The following is a 17,925-nucleotide window of genomic DNA, read 5'->3' on the forward strand; positions in this document are numbered from 1 at the left end:
GTCCCGCCTCTGTGATGAAGGCGGGACACGGCCGGCCGCTACGGTGTGACGCGGTGCAGGTCGCGGGGGAAGAACGTCACCTCGCGTACGTTCGTCGCTCCCACCAGCATCGCGAGCAGGCGTTCGAGCCCGATCGCGAACCCGCCGTGCGGCGGCATGCCGAGCTTGAAGACCTCCAGGAAGTCCGCGTACGCCTCGATGGCGTACCCGCGTTCGGTCAGGGTCTCGACGTAGTCGGCGTACCGGTGCAGGCGCTGGCTGCCCGAGACCAGTTCGAGGCCGCGGAACAGCAGGTCGAAGGCGCGCGAGTACGGTTCGCGGCCGGGCTCCGGGTGCGTGTAGAACGCCCGGTGCAGGGTCGGGTAGCCCTCGACGAAGACGAACTCGGAGCCGTGTTCGCGCAGCGCCCATTCGCAGACCGCGCGCTCGTCGGCCGGGGCGAGGTCGGGCTCGTCCGGGGCCGCGCCCGCGATCTTCAGCGCCTCGCTGAAGTGCACGATCGGGATCTCCTCGGGCACCACGGGCAGGGCGAACCCGGCCGCGGCCACCGACGGGACCTCGGCGGCGGCCGCCAGCATGCCGGCGAAGACGTCGCGGAGCACCTTCATGACGTCCCGCTGCGATTCGATGAAGCCGAGTTCGGCGTCGAGGGAGACGTACTCGGACAGGTGGCGGGCGGTGTCGCTGGGCTCCGCCCGGTACGCGTGCCCGATCTCGTAGACGCGTTCGAAGACGCCGACCAGGGTCTGCTTGTACAGCTGCGGAGACTGCGCCAGGTACGCCTTGCGCCCGTAGTAGTCCAGCCCGAACACGTTCGCGCCGGACTCGGTCGAGACGCCGACGATCTTCGGGCTGTGCACCTCGGTGAAGCCGATCCCGTCGAGGGTTTCGCGGAAGCCGCGGACGAGGGCGGCGCCGAGCTCGAAGACGGGGCGGCGGGACGGGTGACGCAGGGTGAGCGCGGCGTGGTCGAGCAGCGTCGGCAGGTTGACCCCGAGCGACGGCCGGAACAGCTCGATCGGCAGCTGGCCGACCGGGTCGGAGAGGCGCTCGATCGTCGGCTGCGTGATCTCGACGCCGCCGGGCGCGACGGGGTTGGCCGTCACGGTGCCCGTGACGCTCACCACCGTCTCCTCGCTGAACTCCTCGAGGATCTCGGGCGGGGTCACGATCTGGGCGAACCCGGAGCGGTCCCGCAGGATGAGGAAGGCGACCGATTTCAGGATGCGCCGGCGGTGGATCCAGCCGGCGACCGTGACGGTCTCGCCGGTGTACGCGGGCAGCTGAGCGGACAGGATGCGTTGCATGGTGGTGGACCTCCTCGTGTATCGCAACGCGATCCCCAGGGAGGTGCGGGCGAGCGGGAATCCTCGCGGTACCACCACACCTTCACCGCCCTGTCCCGGGGCGGGACCGGGCGGCCTCTCGATCCTTGTGACGGAGATCAATCCGGCGGGGGTCTACCAGCCCAATGGGCCTTCTTCCCCGCGGCTCTGAGCAGGTCCACCCGGACGTCACCCCGGTGACTCCGCTCGTCACAGCCGTTCGGACACCCTAAACGGGACGAGGGCCCCGCGACAAACGAATTGTGGCGGTGCTTACCTCGGGGTTCGTTGACCGTTCAGCGAGCGTAGTCTTTGCCTCGTGACCATGGTTGCTCCCGAGGGCCGGCGCATGCTGCGCATCGAGGCCCGAAACGCCGAGACGCCCATCGAGCGCAAGCCCGACTGGATCAAGGTCAAGGCGAAGATGGGGCCGGAGTTCACCCAGCTGCGTGGGCTGGTGCAGCGCGAAGGCCTGCACACGGTCTGCCAGGAGGCGGGCTGCCCCAACATCTACGAGTGCTGGGAAGACCGCGAGGCGACCTTCCTCATCGGCGGCGACCAGTGCACGCGGCGCTGCGACTTCTGCCAGATCGACACCGGCAAGCCGGCCGAGTTCGACGCGGACGAGCCCCGGCGGGTGGCCGAGTCGGTCGCCACGATGGAGCTGAAGTACGCGACCGTCACCGGCGTGGCCCGCGACGACCTGCCCGACGGCGGCGCCTGGCTGTACGCGGAGACGGTCCGCCAGATCCACGGCCTGGTTCCCGGCTGCGGCGTCGAGCTGCTGATCCCCGACTTCAACGCGGTCCCCGAGCAGCTCGCCGAGGTCTTCGGCGCCGGCCCGGAGGTGCTCGCGCACAACCTGGAGACGGTGCCGCGGATCTTCAAGCGGATCCGCCCGGCCTTCCGCTACGAGCGCTCACTGGACGTCATCACGCAGGCCCGCGCGGCCGGCCTGGTGACCAAGTCGAACCTGATCCTCGGCATGGGCGAGGAGCGCGCGGAGGTCTCGCAGGCGCTGCGCGACCTGCACGCGGCCGGCTGCGAGATCATCACGATCACGCAGTACCTGCGGCCGACCCCGCGCCACCACCCGATCGCCCGCTGGGTGAAGCCGGAGGAGTTCGTCGAGCTGAACGCGGAGGCCGAGGAGATCGGCTTCGCCGGTGTCATGTCCGGTCCGCTCGTGCGCTCGTCGTACCGCGCGGGGCGGTTGTACCGGCAGGCCCTGGAAGCCCGGACGCCCGCCGTCGCGGCGAGCCACTAGACTTTCTCACATGGCAAAGCCCGCAGAAGAGAAGGTCGGCTTCGTCGGCAGACTGAAGCAGATCGGCATGGTGTTCCAGTTCACCGCGAAACAGGACAAGCTGTTCATTCCGCTTGTCGCCGGCGCGGTGATAGTCCCCCTGCTGCTGACGGTCGTGGCCGTCTACTTCCTGGGCTGGTTCTGGCTGCCGCTGGGCATCCTGCTGGCGCTGCTGCTGGTGCTCGTGGTGCTCAACCTGCGCTCCAACTCCGCGATGATGAACGCCATCGAGGGGCAGCCGGGCGCGGCCGCCCAGATCCTCAGCTCGCTGCGGGGCAACTGGCGGGTCAAGGAGCAGCCGGTCGCCTTCACGGTGAACAACGACTTCGTGCACCTGGCCATCGGCCCGGCCGGCGTCGTGCTGGTCGGCGAGGGTGACCCGGGGCGGGTCAAGCAGATGCTCGGCGAGCAGAAGCGCCGGCTCGGCAAGGTCATCGGCTCGGCGCCGCTCTACGACTACATCATCGGCGACGGCGAGGGCCAGGTTCCGCTGCGCAAGCTGCGCAACGTCCTGCTCCGCGCGCCGAAGAACCTCTCCGGCAAGGAGATCAACGGCATCGACCGCGCGCTGACCGCGCTGTACGCGCGGCCGCAGATGCCCAAGGGCGGCATCCCGAAGGAGTTCCGCCCGCCGCGCAGCATGATGCGCCAGCAGCGCGGCCGCTGATCGTCTCCGACTGACGCCGAGCCCGGTCCCCTCGTGGGGCCGGGCTCAGCCTTTGATGGACCCCGTGCTGCTGCCCGACTGGTCGGCCGCGATGCAGATCACCGTGCGGTCGCCGGCGGCCCAGGACGTCTCCGTCGGGTGCAGGTAGTAGAGATCCATCTTCAGGTTCGCGCTGCCGGCGGCGTACGCGCTGAAACGCTTCTGGCAACCGTCCTCGGACTGCTGGTCCAGCTCGTCGACGCCCGGGAACGCGACCGTGAACACCGCGAACACCTCGCCCTGGTGGGGCTGGTCGCACGCGATCCGGGGTACGCGGGTCACCGACGACGCCTCGGACACGTCGGACAGGCAGTCGCCCGGGACCAGTCGCGTGACGCTGACCCGGCCGTCGCCCGCGGGCGGGGCGGTAGCGGCGGAGCCGGAGTCCTGCAGGTACGCGTACACGGCGCCGCCGAGAATGCCGAAGATCCACAGCAGGGAGAGCACGAGCCCGGTGATCGCCAGGCCTTTGCCCTTCTGGTTCCGCTTCGGGATCCGGACGAGGGCGATGATCGCGAAGAGGATGCCGAGGGGGTTGCAGCCGATCAGGCCGCAGACGACCGCGGCGACCGCGAACCCGCTGGTGGTACGCGGAGCGGGCGGCGGGGCAGGCGCGTACGCCGGGGGGAGGGGCGCGGTCACACGGGGACGCTAGCAGCGGCCCGTACGCGAGACCAGGGCGCTCAGGCCGCCTGGGGCGGTCCGGCCGTGACGACGACGCTGCCGGCGGCCCGGTCGTGCAGGCCGCGCCGCCGCCGACCGTCCATGATCAGCCCGGGGATGACGAGGCAGAGCAGGAAGCCGCGCAGCATCGCCCGGGGAATGCCGATCGCGCCGCCGTCGGCGAAGTCCACGCAGCGGATGCGGGCGAGCTTCATTCCGGGAGTCTGGGCGAAAAGACCGACGAAGAAGCCGTACTCTGCGATGAGCAGCACAACCGGCTGCCAGCTCGCGGTACGCAGATCGTGCACGAAGAAACCGGACACGAACAGGCAGAGGATCCAGTCGACCATGAGGGCACCGAAGCGCTTGGCGTACGAGGGTGCCTCGGGGATCGCCTCGGGCTCGGTCACTGTTTCGCTCGTCGTCACCGGAGTCGTCACGGGAAAAGAGTACCGAGGGCGTTGACAACGGTGGGCTCCGGGCTCTGTAACACGGCGGAAACAATGCCGACATGCCTGGGCAACGCCACCTCCGTACCGTCGCGACCAGCCAACGGCCACCTGCGCAGTCGACGAACGCCTCGCCTTGTGACCGGGTGCGACTAGTCATACAGCCAGGAGGACGTGTTGTTCGCCAATTCCGAGGAGCTCCTGCGGTACGTCCGGGACGAGGACGTCAAGTTCATCGACGTGCGGTTCTGTGACCTGCCCGGCGTGATGCAGTTCTTCACCGTGCCGGCCGGTTCTTTCGACGAGAGCGTCTTCACGGACGGGCTCGCGTTCGACGGGTCGTCGATCCGTGGTTTCCAGGCGATCCACGAGTCCGACATGATGCTGCTGCCGGACGTGACCACCGCGTTCGTGGACCCGTTCCGGGTGCAGAAGACCCTTGCGCTGAACTTCTTCATCCACGACCCGTTCACGCGGGAGGCCTACTCGCGTGACCCGCGCAACGTCGCGAAGAAGGCCGAGGCGTTCCTCGCCTCCAGCGGCTTCGCCGACACGGCGTACTTCGGCGCCGAGGCCGAGTTCTACATCTTCGACTCGATCCGCTACTCGACGCAGGCCAACCAGGCGTTCTACCACATCGACTCGGTCGAGGGCGCGTGGAACACCGGTGCGGCGTCCGAGGCGGACGGCGGCCCGAACCGCGGCTTCAAGCCCGGCTACAAGGGCGGCTACTTCCCGGTCGCGCCGACCGACCACTTCGCCGACCTGCGCGACCTGATGGTCTCGAACCTGGTCGACCTGGGCTTCACCGTCGAGCGCGCGCACCACGAGGTGGGCACCGCCGGCCAGGCCGAGATCAACTACCGGTTCAACACGCTGCTCGCCGCGGGCGACGAGATGCAGCTGTTCAAGTACGTCGTGAAGAACACGGCGTGGAACGCGGGCAAGACGGCGACGTTCATGCCCAAGCCGCTCTTCGGCGACAACGGCTCCGGCATGCACACCCACCAGAGCATCTGGCTCGGCGGCGAGAACCTGATGTACGACGAGACCGGCTACGGCGGCCTCTCGGACGTCGCCCGCTGGTACGTCGGCGGTCTGCTGCACCACGCGCCGTCGCTGCTGGCCTTCACCAACCCGACGGTGAACTCCTACCGCCGCCTGGTGCCGGGCTACGAGGCGCCGGTCAACCTGGTCTACTCGCAGCGCAACCGCTCCGCCTGCACGCGTATCCCGGTGACGGGGACGAACGCCAAGGCCAAGCGCATCGAGTTCCGCTGCCCCGACCCGTCGTCGAACCCGTACCTGGCGTTCTCGGCGATGCTGATGGCCGGCCTCGACGGCATCAAGAACAAGATCGAGCCGCCGGCGCCGATCGACAAGGACCTCTACGACCTGCCGCCGGAGGAGGCCGCGGCCGTCAACCAGGTCCCCGGCTCGCTCTCGGACGTGCTGGCCGGCCTCGAGGCCGACAACGACTACCTGCAGGCGGGTGGCGTCTTCACCGCCGACCTGATCGAGACCTGGATCGACTACAAGCAGTCGAACGAGATCGACCCGGTCCGCCTGCGCCCGACCCCGCACGAGTTCCAGATGTACTACGACGTCTAGTCGCCAGAAAAAGGCCCCCGGCACTCGCCGGGGGCCTTTTTCTTGTCTCACAACGTTTTCAGGTACGCCCACTGCCGCGCACAGGGCCGGTAGCCGAGCCACTCGTTGACCGCCAGCATCGGCCGGTTGACCTCGTCGTTGCTCGTGTACGCCGTCGTGATCCCCCGTTCGGCGGCCCGGCGTACGGCGACGGACTTGGCCAGCTTGGCGTACCCCTTGCCGCGGTGTTCCCGCAGCGTGCCCGTGCCCCCGGACCAGATCCGGCCGGTGGCGTGATCCGCCTCGATGAGCGTGAGCGAGGCCGGCTGCCCGTCCACGAGCACGACCGTGCTGGCGTCGAGGTCGAGCTCCGGCCCCTCCCAGATCTCCCGGATCCAGTCGTCGTACGCGACGGCGTCGGTGGTGATGTCATCCGGCTCGTCCTCCATGGCGACCGAGTCCACCGCGAAGACGCCCCGCGGGCCGACCTCCGCGGCGCTCGCCACGGTCACCCCGTCGGGCAGCGCGGGCATCGGCGGGAGTTCCCCGGTCAGGTCGAGGCGGGAGAACCGCAGTTCGTGCGTACGCTCATAGCCCCGGCGCCCGAGGAATTCCGTCGCCGCCGGCTCGTCGCAGGCCCACACCTTGACGCGCCGCGCACCGGCGGTGGCCAGGTGATCGGCGAGCGCGTCGTAGAGCCGCGTGCCGATGCCCAGGCCGCGGAACTCGGGGTGCACCATGGCGTTGAGGCCCGCCGCGCCCTCCTCGGAGGTCCAGGTGTTGAGGGCGCCCCGCGCGATGCCGACCGTCCGGCCGTCGACCTCCGCGATCAGGAGCAGCTGCCGCGCTTCGGGGCTGGTCGTGGCCCACCAGTGGCGGATGCCGTCGGCGGTGAACACCTGGTAGGGCGTACAGGAGAGCCGGACGGCGGCCCACGCCTCGGCATCCGCGGGCTCGGGGGTACGAAGCGTGACACTCATACGAAAAGGTCTATCACCGGCCGCAACCAGGTTTTCACCCGCTTTTGATTGACTGGTCAGTAGCCGTATGCTGCGCCGCGTGTCGGAAGAAGTGAAACCTGCCCGCGTTTGGCCGCGGCGCGTACGCAAGATCGCCCTGTGGTGTCTCGCCGTCCTCCTCGTGCTCGGCCTCACCGGTTCCGGCCTGCTGATCTGGTCGGTCCGGCGGGCGTTCCCCGAGCATGACGGCACGCTGACCCTGCCGGGTCTGAGCGCGAAGGTGACCGTCGAACGGGACGAGTACGGCATCCCCCAGGTGTACGCCCAGTCGGCCGACGACCTGTACCGCGCCGAGGGCTACCTGCACGCGCAGGACCGGTTCTGGGAGATGGACTTCCGCCGGCACGTGACGGCCGGCCGGATCGCCGAACTGTTCGGCGACTCCCAGCTGGAGACCGACGAATACCTGCGCACGATGGGCTGGCGCCGCGTCGCCGAGCAGGAGTGGAACCTGGTCTCCGCGGACAGCCGCCGCAACCTCACCGCGTACGCCGCGGGGGTCAACGCCTGGCTCGCCGCCAACGCGGACAAGGGTTCCGACGGCACCTACGCCCCGAACGGCTCGCTGAGCCTGGAGTACACCGTTCTCGGCCTGCAGAACGGCGACTACCGGATCGAGCAGTGGGACCCGGTCGACTCGCTGGCCTGGCTCAAGGCGATGGCCTGGGACCTGCGCGGCAACATGGAATCCGAGATGCGCCGCGCGGCCCTGCTCGCCAAGGGGATCAGCAAGGAGCAGATCGAGCTGCTGTATCCCGCGTACCCCTATGACCGCAACAAGCCGATCGTCGGCGGCGGCGCGGTCGCGGGCGTGGGCACCGCGGACGCCGCGTTCAGTGCCACGCAGGTGCCGGCGCCGGTGAAGGACGCGGTCGCCGGCTCCGGCGCGATGCTGGACGCGCTGGCCACGGGCATCGACAGCCTGCCGAACCTCATGGGTGACGGCGGCCCGGGCATCGGCTCGAACTCGTGGGTCATCAGCGGTGCGCTCACCGCGAGCGGCAAGCCGATCCTCGCCAACGACCCGCACCTCAGCCCGTCGCAGCCGGGCATCTGGTACCAGATCGGCCTGCACTGCGCCTGCGGCACCGAGGTCGCCGGGTTCAGCTTCTCCGGCGTGCCCGGCGTGGTCATCGGCCACAACGCCCGCGTCGCCTGGGGCTTCACCAACCTCGACCCGGACGTCACCGACCTGTACTTCGAGAAGGTCACCGGCGATCAGTACGAAGTGGACGGCAAGCTCCAGCCGCTGACCACCCGCCAGGAGACCTTCAAGATCGCGGGTGGCGCGAGCAAGACCATCACGGTCCGCTCCAGCTCGCACGGCCCACTGCTCTCCGACGTCAGCGAGGACATGCGCAAGCTCTCCACCGACGGGTACGCGGTGGCGCTGCGCTGGACCGCGCTCGACCCGGGCCGGACGGCGGACGCCCTGTTCGCGCTGAACAACGCCACCGACTGGACCTCGTTCCGGGCCGCGGCCGCGCAGTTCGAGGTGCCCGCCCAGAACATGGTGTACGCCGACGTCGACGGCAACATCGGCTACCAGTCCCCCGGCAAGATCCCGGTACGCGGCAAGGGCGACGGCCGGTGGCCGGCACCGGGCTGGGACTCGGCGTACGACTGGCAGGGCTACATCCCGTTCGCGCAGCTGCCGAACGTGCTCAACCCCGCCTCGGGGTACATCGCGACCGCCAACCAGGCCGTCATCGGGCCGCAGTACCAGCCGTTCCTGACCAGCGACTGGAGCTACGGCTACCGCAGCCAGCGGATCATGGACATGATCACGTCGGCGACCGGGAAGATCGACCTCGACTACGTGCAGAAGATGCAGTTCGACAACCGCAACGGATTCGCCCCGACCCTGATCCCGTGGCTGCAGAAGACGGCCCCGAAGGACGCGGCCGACGCGGTGAAGCTGCTCGACGGCTGGGACTTCCAGCAGCCGGAGACCTCCGCACCGGCGGCGTACTACAACGCGGTGTGGAAGCACCTGCTGGCGCGTACGTTCGACGAGCTGGGCGGCGACTACGCGGCCGACGGCGGCGACCGGTGGTTCGAGGTCGTCCGGTGGCTGCTCGACCACCCGTCCGACCCGTGGTGGGACGACGCCTCGACGCCGCAGCACGAGCAGGCGGCCGACATCCTGGCCGCCGCGCAGACCGACGCGGTCAAGGAACTGACCGACAGCCAGGGCAAGACGCCTTCGAAGTGGGCGTGGGGCCGGATGCACACGCTCACCGCCCGCAACGCGACCTTCGGCAGCAGCGGCATCGGGCCGATCGAGTGGCTGTTCAACAACGAGACCACCGGCGTCAGCGGCGGCGACTCGATCGTCAACGCGACCGGCTGGACGGCCGGGGACGGCTACGAGGTCGACGCGGTCCCGTCCATGCGCATGATCGTCAACCTGGCGAACCTCGACGACTCCCGGTGGATCCAGCTCACCGGCAACTCGGGGCACGCGTTCCACGCCAACTACGACGACCAGTACCCGCTGTGGCGTACGGGGAAGACGATCCCGTTCCACTTCGCCCGGGGCTCGATCGACAAGGCGACCGAGAACACCCTCACCCTGACGCCCTAGCCCCCGCCCATGATCCCGTTTGGATCAGGGAAATCACCCGAATCATGGCCCATGATTACGTGGCGATCCCTGATCCAAACGGGATCTTGGCAGGCGGCGGGCGGGCAGGGAGGCGTCAGTGGCCGACGGTGGTCATGCCGGCGGGCGCGTACCGCTCGCCCTGGACCGCCTCGCCGCTGAAGGCCTCCGAGAGCCGGCTCAGCTGCTCCGCCGACAGTTCGATGTCGTCGGCGGCGCAGTTCTCCTCCAGGTACTTCACCCGCTTCGTGCCCGGGATCGGCAGCACGTCGTCACCCTGGGCCAGCAGCCAGGCCAGCGCCACCTGGGCCGGCGTACGCCCGATCGCGGTGCCGACCGCGCGTACCTCGTCGACGAGCTTCATGTTGGCGTCGAAGGCGTCCCCGGTGAACCGGGGCACCGTACGCCGGAAGTCGTCGGCCGCCAGGTCCTCGGAGCTGTTCACGGTCCCGGTGAGGATCCCCCGCCCGACCGGCGAGTACGCGACCAGCGCCACGCCGAGTTCCCGGCAGGTCGCCAGCATCTCGTCCTCGACGAACCGGGTGAACAGCGAGTACTCCATCTGCACGGCGTTGATCGGGTGCACCGCGTGGGCCGCCCGCAGCGTGGCCGGGGAGACCTCGGACAGGCCGATCCAGCGCACCTTGCCCGCCTCGACGAGCTCCTTCATCGCGCCGACCGTCTCCTCGATCGGCGTCTCCGGGTTGCGCCGGTGCATGTAGTACAAGTCGATGTGGTCGGTGCCGAGCCGGGCCAGCGACGCGTCGCACGCCTCCCGTGCCCAGGCGCCGGACGAGTCGACCCAGCGCCGGCCGCTGTCCGGGTCCATCCGGTTGGCGAACTTGGTCGCCAGCACGAACTCGTCCCGGCGCGCGCCCAGGACCCGCCCGACGAGTTCCTCGTTGTGGCCGAACCCGTACATGTCGGCGGTGTCGAAATGGGTGACGCCGAGGTCGAGCGCGCGCAGCAGCGTACGCCCGCTCTCCGCGTCGTCGCGGGCACCGTAGGCGAAACTCATCCCCATACAGCCGAGACCGAGGGAACTCACCGTGGGGCCGCCCGCCCCGAGAACACGTTGCTTCATGAGCTCTGCTCCTGACACTGGTACGCGCGGTACATGCTGATCTTGAAGTCGACGGCTTCGAGGTCCCGTTTGAGGGCGTCGATGCGCTCCAGAACCCGGTCGCGGTGCCCCTCCAGCAGTTCCAGCCGGGCGTCGTAGGTGCCCGTGCCGGACCGCACGAGCTCGGCGTACCGGCGCATGTCGGCGACCGACATCCCGGTCCCGCGCAGCTTGGTCAGCAGCCCGAGGAAGCCGATGTCGCCCGCGTTGTAGCGCCGCCGCCCGGCCGAGTCCCGCCCGATCGGCTCGACCAGGCCTTCCTGCTCGTACCAGCGCAGCGTGTACGTGCTCAACCCGACCGCCTCGGCGGCCTCGCTGACGGAGTAGCTCACGGTCGTTTCCACCGTCGTCATGACTCCAGCCTTCCTCTTCGAGTACGCTCGAAGTCAACCGTAACCATGATCTCGCTCGACCTGCCGAGCCTCTCTTATCACCTGGTTGACCAGACGTTATCCTGGCGCGATGGCTCTCTTCGTGATCGGGGACACACACGGGCACAGCACCCAGGTGACCAGTGCGCTCCGCGAAGCCGGCCTGATCGACGCCTCGGGCGACTGGGCCGGCGCCGACGACAAGCTCTGGTTCCTCGGTGATCTCACCGACCGCGGCCCCGACGGCATCGGCGTCATCGAGCTGATCATGCGCCTGCAGCCCCAGGCGGCAGCGGCGGGCGGCGAGGTCGGCTGCGTCCTCGGCAACCACGACCTGCTGCTCTACGGCTCGCACTACATCCCGGACGCCCGCATCGCGCCCGACCGCACGATCTTCCAGTCCTGGACCCTCAACGGCGGCCGCGACACCGACCTCGAAGCCCTCACCGACCGGCACCTCACCTGGCTCGCCGGGTGCCCGGCCGTCGCCCTCGTCGACGACCACCTGCTGGTCCACGCCGACACGACGGCGTACCTGGAGTTCGGGACGAGCATCGAGGACATCAACAAGACCGTCGGCACGATGCTCGCCGAGCGCGACCCCGAGACGTTCGGGCCGCGGATGCGGCTCATCTTCCGCCGCTTCGAGTTCCTCGACCCCGCCCAGGGGCCGTTCCGGGCCCGGATGATGCTGGAGTTCCTCGGCGGCTCGCGGATCGTCCACGGGCACTCCACGATCCCCGAGACGTTCCAGGTACCGCCGCCGCTCGTCGACGGCCCGGTCATCTACGCGGACGGCCTGGTCGTGGCGGTCGACACGGGCATAGCCCTGGGCGCGCCCTGCCTCGTGGTCCCGCTCTCCTGAGATCTTTCAACTTCAATATTTTGTCCCGGGTTCGTCGATCTCGCCTCCGCTCCTCCCGCGGGAGACCGTTCCGCCCCTATCGCTGCGCTCCGGGGACTCCACTGCCAGGTGAGTGGGGCGAAGCATCATCCACCGTCGCCCGGTCACCGTTTCACCCTGCACCCCGACCGGCCTTTGTCGCGACTGTCCGATATGGGGGTAGCTCAAGGCTGCGGCGTGATTCGGCGTGATCGAATACCGTCATTACGGCACTGCGAGGCCGATTCCCTTGATCGAATACCGCTATTGCGGCAGAAGAGCGCTCTCCTGCCGTACTGGCGGTATTTGATCATGCAGTGGGGGCTGGGAATGCCGTAATAGTGGTCAACGATCACCGGCCGCAGGGGCGTTCGGCTTGATCGCGACGCGAAAGCTTGATCAAGTACCCGGATGCTGTCAAAAACGGCCCGTTTTGCAGATCCCCGGCTCTTGATCAAGCAATGGAGATCCACACCTACAGATTCCGGGCACTTGATCACCGCCCACCACTTCGCGGCCGGACCGATCGCGCCGAGCCTCGGTCGCCCTGTCCGGACTTTGTCCTGACTGTCCGATATGGAGAATGGCCTGTCGACCCGCCGGTGGGGCGAAAGGGTGACCGGACGGCGGTGAACGATGCGTCGCCCCAGAAAGCTGGCAGTGGAGTCCCCGGAGCGCAGCGACAGGGGCGGAACGGTCTCCCACGGGAGGAGCGGAAGTGAGATCGACGAACCCGGGACACAATCTTCAAAAGATCTTGGGTTGACATGGAAATGATTCAGACGAAGAGGCGTTCCATGGCTACGCGGGCTCGGCGGGTGGTGCGCAGGTACTCCTCCAGGAGCAGGTTCGGGTCGTCGCGACCGAGCAGCTGGGCGATGGCGGCGAGTTCCGGCCCGTGCCGCGGTATCTGGTCCGACGCGCGTCCGCGTACCAGAGTGAGGGCATTGCGCACGCGGGCGGCGAGGCGCCAGGCCGCCTCGAGTGTCTCGGCGTCGGCGCGGGACACCAGGTCGTTGTCCGCGGCGACGGCGAGCGCCGCGAGGGTGCGGGTGGTGCGCAGACCTTCGATCTTGTACGCGTGCCGCAGCTGCCAGAGCTGCACGGTCCATTCGACGTCGGCGATGCCGCCGCGGCCGAGCTTGGTGTGGGTGAGCGGGTCGGCGGAGCGGGGCAGGCGCTCGGTTTCGACGCGGGCCTTGATCCGGCGGATCTCGGTGACCTGCTCGCGGCGCAGGCCCCCGGCGGGATAGCGCACAGGCGCGACGAGCCGCAGGAACTCCTCGGCGAGCGAGGCGGAGCCGGCGACCGGGCGGGCCCGCAGCAGCGCCTGGGCCTCCCAGATCTGGCTCCAGGTGGCGTAGTAGCGCCGGTACGCGGACAGCGACCGGACGAGCGGACCTTGCCGGCCTTCGGGGCGCAGGTCGGCGTCGACCCCGAGCGGCGGGTCGGGTGCCGGCGCGGCCAGCAGCGTACGCAGTGCCTCGGCGACGGCGAGGGCGACGCCCTGGGCGGTGTCGTCGCGCATGCCCTCGGGCGGGTCGTAGACGAACATGACGTCGGCGTCGGACGGGTAGCTCATCTCGTAGCCGCCCAGCCGGCCCATGCCGATGATCGCGAAGCGGAACTCCGCCGGCGCCTGGGCCTGCGCCCGCGCGACCTCCAGGGCGGCGCTCAGCGTCGCGTCGGTGACGTCCGACAGCGCCTGGCCGACCCCGTCCAGGTCGACCGGCGGCTCGGGCCGGTACTCGCCCGTTCCACTGAGGACGTCCGCGCAGGCGACGCGGAACAGCTCGCGGCGGCGTACGGCGCGGACGGCCCGGATCGCCTCCGCCGGATTCGGGTAGCGCTTGGCGGCCGCGCTCATCGCCGACAGCAGGACGCCCGCGTCACGTGGGGCGAGTTCGGCGTCGGATGCCATGAGCCGCAACGCTTCCGGGTCGCGGCTGAGCAGGTCGACGGCGTACCGGGAGGTGCCGAGCAGGCGGGCCAGGCGCATCGTGGTGGTGCCCTCGTCCCGCAGCAGCCGCAGGTACCAGGGCGTGGCGCCGAGCTTCTCCGACACCTGCCGGTACGCGAGCAGCCCGGCGTCCGGGTCCGGCGCGTCGGCCAGCTCCTCCAGCAGGACGGGCAGGAGCGTCCGCTGGATCGCCGACGTACGCGTCACCCCGCCGGTCAGCGCCTGGATGTGCTGCAGCGCGCGGGCGGGATCCTTGTAGCCCAGCACTTCCAGCCGGTGCTGCGCCTGTTTCGCGCCGAGCTGCAGGTCGCCCGCGGGCACCTGGGCGACCGCGTTCAGCAGCGGCCGGTAGAACAGCTTCGCGTGCAGGCGCCGGACCTCGGCCGCGTGGGCGACCCAGTCCGACCGGAACGCCCCCTCGGCGGTACGCGTACCGCCGGCCGTGTAGCCGAGGGCGTGCGCGAGCCATTCCAGATCGTGCCCGGCCGCCGGGACGGTGTGCGTACGCCGGAGCTTCTGCAGCTGCAACCGGTGCTCGACCTCGCGCAGGAACCGGTACGCGAGCACGAGCGCCTCGCCGTCCCGCCGCCCGACGTAGCCGCCGTCCACAAGGGACCTCAGCGCGGTCAGCGTGTTCGGCGACCGGAGCGTCCCGTCGGCCCGCCCGTGCACGAGCTGCAGCAGCTGGACGGCGAACTCGATGTCCCGCAGCCCGCCCGGGCCCCGCTTGATCTCCCGGTCCGCCTCCGTACGCGGGATCTGGTCGACGATCCGTTTGCGCATCGCGCGGGTGTCCTCGACCGCCTCCGGCCGCTCGGCGGCGTGCCAGATCAACGGCTGCAGCGCGATCAGCCAGGTACGGCCGAGCGCCACCTCCCCGGCGACCGCCCGGGCCTTGAGCAGCGCCTGGAACTCCCAGGTACGCGCCCACCGCTTGTAGTACGCGAGATGGCTGGCCAGCGTACGCACGAGCGGGCCCTGGCTGCCCTCCGGCCGCAGATTGGCGTCGACCGGCCACGCGACCTGGCCGCAGATCTCCATCAGCCCGGCCGCGACGGCGGTGGCCCCGGCGAGATCCTCGTCCTCGGCGGCCACGAAAACGACGTCTACATCGGACACGTAATTGAGTTCGACGCCGCCGCACTTGCCCATGGCGATCACGGCCAGCCGGGGCTTCTTCTTCACCTTCGCCGCCGCCATGTGGTACGCCGCCCGCAACGTGGCGTCGGCGAGCCCGGTCAGCTCGGCCATGGTCTGCTCGACGTCGAGACGGTCGGCGAGATCACCGGCCGCGATCCGCAACAGCCCCCGCCGGTACGCGAGCCGCAGCGCGCGTACGTCGGGCAGGCCGCTGTGCACCTCGTGACGGGCAGACGCCTGCTTGCGCCCGCCGGCGAGGCAGCGCCACTCGCCCTTCGTGACCGCCAGATGGTCGCCCAGGGCCTCCGACGAGCCCAGCACCGTGATCAGCCGGTCCCGCAGGTCGGGATCGCCGCCGCACGCCTCGACCACGTCGGGGTCGCGCTCGTGCATCCGGGCCAGCTGCCGCAGCGCCAGATCGGGATCGGCGGCCCGGCGCAGCTGGTCGAGGATGAGGGCGGCCTCCTCGTCGACCGGGCGCTGGGCGTCGACCTCCCACAGGTTCATGCCGGCCGGGCCGAGCAGGGCCACCGGATCGTTGCGACCGGCGGCGGCGGTGAAGCCCCACCGGGCCAGACGTCCGATACCCGTCATGGGTCAGCTGTTGATCTGGTTCAGGTCGAGCGCGAACGGAAACGGCTGAGCGAATCCCATCCGGCCGTCCGCCGGAATGGTGGCCCGCAGCGCGTAGCCGGCATCGACCTCCTCGCCGAGGCCGTCGAGATACTGGGGCGAGCGCAGGCGGTCGTCGGAGATCGTCACTTCGCCACCTCCCGGCTGCGGTCTGTCGGCTCCCGTAAGGATCTGTCGGCTCCGGTAAGGATATCGCTCAGCTGAGGAGCGGGAGGGCGGGGCGGGCGTCGTCCGGCGGCGTCAACCGGCCGAGCGCCAGGTCGGCGAAGCGGCGGGCGAAGGGCTGCCACACCTCGAAGAGGTCGTCCATGAGCCCGTCGACCCGCTCGATCAGCTCGTCCGGGTCGATCCCCCGCCCGGCGAGATCTTCCCGGTTGCCGTCGACCCAGCTCGCGTACTGCTCGGTGTCGCATTCGAAGTGGAACTGCGTACCCCAGGCGCGGTCGCCGATGCGGAAGGCCTGGTGCGGGAAGCGACCGGAGGTTGCCAGCAGCGTCGCGCCGAGCGGCAGCTCGGTGATCTCGTCGAAGTGCCACTGGAGCACGTCGGGCACGAACGGAACGGGCCCCCACAGCGGATCGCGCTCGGCGGCGTCGCGCCGCGCGACCAGACCCGGGCCGATCTCGGGCCCCTGCTCGGCGCGGGCGACCGTGCCGCCGTGCGCCTGGGCCAGCAGCTGGCCGCCGAGGCAGACCGCCAGCGTCGGCACCTTGTGCCGGACGGCCTTGCGCAGCAGCGCCTCGACCTGCGGGAACCAGGGGGCGCCCGGCGTTCCGTCGGGCTTGCCGAAGGCGTCCTGCTCGCCACCGAGAACGACCAGCGCGACGTGCCCGTCCAGGTCGTCCGGAAGAGGGTCGCCGGCATGGGCCCGGCGGACGTCCAGCTCCAGGCCCGCGTCGGTCAGCCACTCACCCAGGCGGCGGGCGTCGTCGGTGGGGTCGTTCTCGATCACCAAGGCGGTCACGCCCCCAGCTTAGAGTCCGCCGCAGCTGTCGCCGTCATCGCCGGACCTGACGATCGCCGCTGCCGGGGGTTCACCGTTCCCACCCGGGGCCTCCGCCTCCCACCCGGCGCCTCCGCCTCCCACCCCGGGGCCTCCCACCCGGGGCATCCGACGATCTTGCGCGAATGTCTCGAATTTCGTCCGGAGTGCCCGAGATGCCCGGACATTCGCGCAAGATCGCCGGCCGGCCGCGATCGTTCCCGGTCTTGAGGGGCAGGGACTCGGTTTCGGCTCAGCCCTCCTGCGCTTTGTCGCGACTGTCCGAGACGGGTGCGGGCAGGCCTACTCGTCGGCGATCGTTCGCGGCTGGGATGTAGTTTTCGGGGCCGCTCCCTCGATCCAATACAGCTGGGATGTAGGTAGAGGCCGGGTTTCTACATCCCAGCCGCTTTCAATCTTGGGTGAGGGTGCGATTTCTACATCCCAGGCGCTGTCGATCATCGCCAAGTCGCTCCGCCGCCGGCCATGGTCCGCAGTACGGGAACAATCTTCCACCAGGTGAACTACAGCCACCGGTTTCTTGATCGTTTGCGGCTGAGGTGTAAATCCGACCCGATCCGCATGATCGTTTACGCGTCAGGTGTAGCTATTGGCGGTCAACGCGCTCCAGAACCGTAAACGATCATGCGAATTGGGCCGTATTTACACCTCAGCCGCAAACGATCACCTCGTCGACGGCCTGCCGAGCACTCATATCGGACAGTCGCGACAAAGGCCAGGCGGGCCGGGGCCGGACGGGTTCGCCAGGGTCGGACAGTCGCGACAAAGGTCGGACGAGCCCCGCGTCGGACGGGTTCGCCTGGGGTCTGACAGTGCGACAAAGGCCGGACGAGCCCCGCGCCGGACGGGTTCGCCTAGGGTCGGACAGTCGCGACAAAGTCCGGACGAGCCCCGCGTCGGACGGGTCAGCTGCCGGCCGGTAGTCCAGGTCGGACGGGCCAGCGTCGGCCAGCGGCTGGGGTCGGCCAGCGGCTGGGGTCGGCCGGCGGCTGGGGTCGGCCGGCGGCTGGGGTCGGCCGGCGGCCGGGGTCCCCAGCGCGGTCGGCGATCTTGCGCGAATGTCCGGGCATTTCGGGTACTCCGGACGAAATTCGAGACATTCGCGCAAGATCGTCGGACATCCTGCTCACAAGTCGGACAGTCGCGACA

The 17,925-nt window shown here is 69.7% G+C and carries 14 protein-coding genes; 5 read left to right on the forward strand and 9 right to left on the reverse strand.

The window, feature by feature from the left end; translation table 11 throughout:
• Positions 1-38: 38 nt before the first annotated feature.
• The gene (gene aspS / locus G401_RS0100360) at positions 39-1,307 is read right to left on the reverse strand and encodes an aspartate--tRNA(Asn) ligase (protein WP_027340925.1); all 1,269 of its coding nucleotides are present in this window, start codon (positions 1,305-1,307) and stop codon (positions 39-41) included.
• Between the two features lie 343 nt (positions 1,308-1,650).
• Here aspS and lipA point away from each other — a divergent pair, with 343 nt between their 5' ends.
• Together lipA and G401_RS0100370 are read left to right on the forward strand one after the other, a co-directional pair.
• Positions 1,651-2,592, forward strand: a complete 942-nt coding sequence (gene lipA / locus G401_RS0100365) for a lipoyl synthase (protein ID WP_084556719.1) — start codon at positions 1,651-1,653, stop codon at positions 2,590-2,592.
• A 10-nt stretch (positions 2,593-2,602) separates the two neighbouring features.
• Positions 2,603-3,298, forward strand: coding sequence for a DUF4191 domain-containing protein (locus G401_RS0100370; RefSeq protein ID WP_027340927.1), 696 nt, complete (start codon positions 2,603-2,605; stop codon positions 3,296-3,298).
• A gap of 45 nt (positions 3,299-3,343) precedes the next feature.
• Here G401_RS0100370 and G401_RS0100375 read toward each other — a convergent pair whose 3' ends face one another.
• Together G401_RS0100375 and G401_RS0100380 are read right to left on the reverse strand one after the other, a co-directional pair.
• The gene (locus G401_RS0100375; RefSeq protein WP_027340928.1) at positions 3,344-3,979 is read right to left on the reverse strand and encodes a DUF4190 domain-containing protein; all 636 of its coding nucleotides are present in this window, start codon (positions 3,977-3,979) and stop codon (positions 3,344-3,346) included.
• A 41-nt stretch (positions 3,980-4,020) separates the two neighbouring features.
• Complete coding sequence (locus G401_RS0100380; protein WP_084556657.1) at positions 4,021-4,440, reverse strand: RDD family protein; 420 nt, start codon at positions 4,438-4,440, stop codon at positions 4,021-4,023.
• 186 nt (positions 4,441-4,626) lie between these two features.
• Between G401_RS0100380 and glnA the strand changes: the two genes are divergently transcribed.
• Positions 4,627-6,060, forward strand: a complete 1,434-nt coding sequence (glnA, locus tag G401_RS0100385) for a type I glutamate--ammonia ligase (protein ID WP_027340930.1) — start codon at positions 4,627-4,629, stop codon at positions 6,058-6,060.
• A 47-nt stretch (positions 6,061-6,107) separates the two neighbouring features.
• Here glnA and G401_RS0100390 read toward each other — a convergent pair whose 3' ends face one another.
• The gene (locus tag G401_RS0100390; RefSeq protein ID WP_027340931.1) at positions 6,108-7,019 is read right to left on the reverse strand and encodes a GNAT family N-acetyltransferase; all 912 of its coding nucleotides are present in this window, start codon (positions 7,017-7,019) and stop codon (positions 6,108-6,110) included.
• Between the two features lie 91 nt (positions 7,020-7,110).
• Here G401_RS0100390 and G401_RS0100395 point away from each other — a divergent pair, with 91 nt between their 5' ends.
• A complete protein-coding gene (locus tag G401_RS0100395) occupies positions 7,111-9,645 on the forward strand; it encodes a penicillin acylase family protein (RefSeq protein WP_211240644.1) in 2,535 nt (844 codons plus the stop codon).
• Positions 9,646-9,760: 115 nt separating this feature from the next.
• Here the strand turns inward: G401_RS0100395 and G401_RS0100400 are convergent, their stop codons facing one another.
• Together G401_RS0100400 and G401_RS0100405 are read right to left on the reverse strand one after the other, a co-directional pair.
• A complete protein-coding gene (locus tag G401_RS0100400) occupies positions 9,761-10,747 on the reverse strand; it encodes an aldo/keto reductase (protein WP_027340933.1) in 987 nt (328 codons plus the stop codon).
• Entirely contained in the window at positions 10,744-11,139 is a 396-nt protein-coding gene (locus G401_RS0100405) for a MerR family transcriptional regulator (RefSeq protein WP_027340934.1), read from the reverse strand. The genes G401_RS0100400 and G401_RS0100405 overlap by 4 nt, the downstream gene beginning before the upstream one ends.
• A 109-nt stretch (positions 11,140-11,248) precedes the next feature.
• Between G401_RS0100405 and G401_RS0100410 the strand changes: the two genes are divergently transcribed.
• Positions 11,249-12,022 (forward strand): metallophosphoesterase, encoded by a 774-nt coding sequence (locus tag G401_RS0100410; protein ID WP_027340935.1) that lies wholly within the window; start codon positions 11,249-11,251, stop codon positions 12,020-12,022.
• Positions 12,023-12,818: 796 nt separating this feature from the next.
• Here the strand turns inward: G401_RS0100410 and G401_RS0100415 are convergent.
• The 3 genes from G401_RS0100415 to G401_RS0100425 all read right to left on the reverse strand — a co-directional run bounded on the left by G401_RS0100415 (position 12,819) and on the right by G401_RS0100425 (position 16,737).
• Positions 12,819-15,734 carry a bifunctional [glutamine synthetase] adenylyltransferase/[glutamine synthetase]-adenylyl-L-tyrosine phosphorylase gene (locus G401_RS0100415; protein WP_027340936.1) on the reverse strand — a complete coding sequence of 972 codons (2,916 nt, stop codon included), beginning with the start codon at positions 15,732-15,734 and terminating at the stop codon, positions 12,819-12,821.
• Positions 15,735-15,737: 3 nt separating this feature from the next.
• A complete protein-coding gene (locus tag G401_RS55500; RefSeq protein WP_157545131.1) occupies positions 15,738-15,902 on the reverse strand; it encodes a hypothetical protein in 165 nt (54 codons plus the stop codon).
• A 67-nt stretch (positions 15,903-15,969) separates the two neighbouring features.
• Positions 15,970-16,737, reverse strand: coding sequence for a type 1 glutamine amidotransferase (locus G401_RS0100425; protein WP_027340937.1), 768 nt, complete (start codon positions 16,735-16,737; stop codon positions 15,970-15,972).
• Between the last annotated feature and the right edge of the window lie 1,188 nt (positions 16,738-17,925).

It is taken from the genome of Hamadaea tsunoensis DSM 44101 (genome assembly GCF_000428945.1).
GTDB classification, from domain to species: Bacteria; Actinomycetota; Actinomycetes; order Mycobacteriales; family Micromonosporaceae; genus Hamadaea; species Hamadaea tsunoensis.

What these genes read in the sequence shown, in the direction of transcription:
- G401_RS0100415 (WP_027340936.1), bottom strand. Translation starts at nt 15,734, where the DNA reads ATGACGGGTATCGGACGTCTGGCCCGGTGGGGCTTCACCGCCGCCGCC.
- aspS (WP_027340925.1), bottom strand. Translation starts at nt 1,307, where the DNA reads ATGCAACGCATCCTGTCCGCTCAGCTGCCCGCGTACACCGGCGAGACC.
- G401_RS0100410 (WP_027340935.1), top strand. Translation starts at nt 11,249, where the DNA reads ATGGCTCTCTTCGTGATCGGGGACACACACGGGCACAGCACCCAGGTG.
- G401_RS0100400 (WP_027340933.1), bottom strand. Translation starts at nt 10,747, where the DNA reads ATGAAGCAACGTGTTCTCGGGGCGGGCGGCCCCACGGTGAGTTCCCTC.
- G401_RS0100405 (WP_027340934.1), bottom strand. Translation starts at nt 11,139, where the DNA reads ATGACGACGGTGGAAACGACCGTGAGCTACTCCGTCAGCGAGGCCGCC.
- G401_RS0100390 (WP_027340931.1), bottom strand. Translation starts at nt 7,019, where the DNA reads ATGAGTGTCACGCTTCGTACCCCCGAGCCCGCGGATGCCGAGGCGTGG.
- lipA (WP_084556719.1), top strand. Translation starts at nt 1,651, where the DNA reads ATGGTTGCTCCCGAGGGCCGGCGCATGCTGCGCATCGAGGCCCGAAAC.
- G401_RS0100370 (WP_027340927.1), top strand. Translation starts at nt 2,603, where the DNA reads ATGGCAAAGCCCGCAGAAGAGAAGGTCGGCTTCGTCGGCAGACTGAAG.